The organism is Leifsonia sp. SIMBA_070 (assembly GCF_046534635.1).
Taxonomy (GTDB): domain Bacteria; phylum Actinomycetota; class Actinomycetes; order Actinomycetales; family Microbacteriaceae; genus Leifsonia.
Window position 1 is genome coordinate 1 of sequence record NZ_JAWRYK010000193.1, and the last position, 278, is coordinate 278.

1 pseudogene is annotated in these 278 nt (G+C 60.4%); it reads left to right on the plus strand.

Annotated features, from left to right (window positions below):
• Positions 1 to 46: 46 nt before the first annotated feature.
• Positions 47 to 278: pseudogene (locus SB754_RS19980) on the plus strand (O-antigen ligase family protein); the annotation flags it as partial.

The following is a 278-nucleotide window of genomic DNA, read 5'->3' on the forward strand; positions in this document are numbered from 1 at the left end:
CGGAACTGCGTCCGCTGGTTCGGACGATCTGTCCATAAAGACGCGCTTGAACAACTATCCGATAGTGGAGGCGATGGTCTCGGATCGGCCGGCGTTCGGGATGGGTCCCAACACGTACATAGTCACCAACGCGATTCGAATAACCGACAACCAGTACCTGAAGACTGCAGTGGAGATGGGTCTGGTCGGAGTGCTGGCCCTCCTCGCCTACTTTCTGCTGGCTGCCCTGGCGAGCCTCCTCGCAGGCGTCTACTTCCGCGACGACGCGGGTTGGCGTG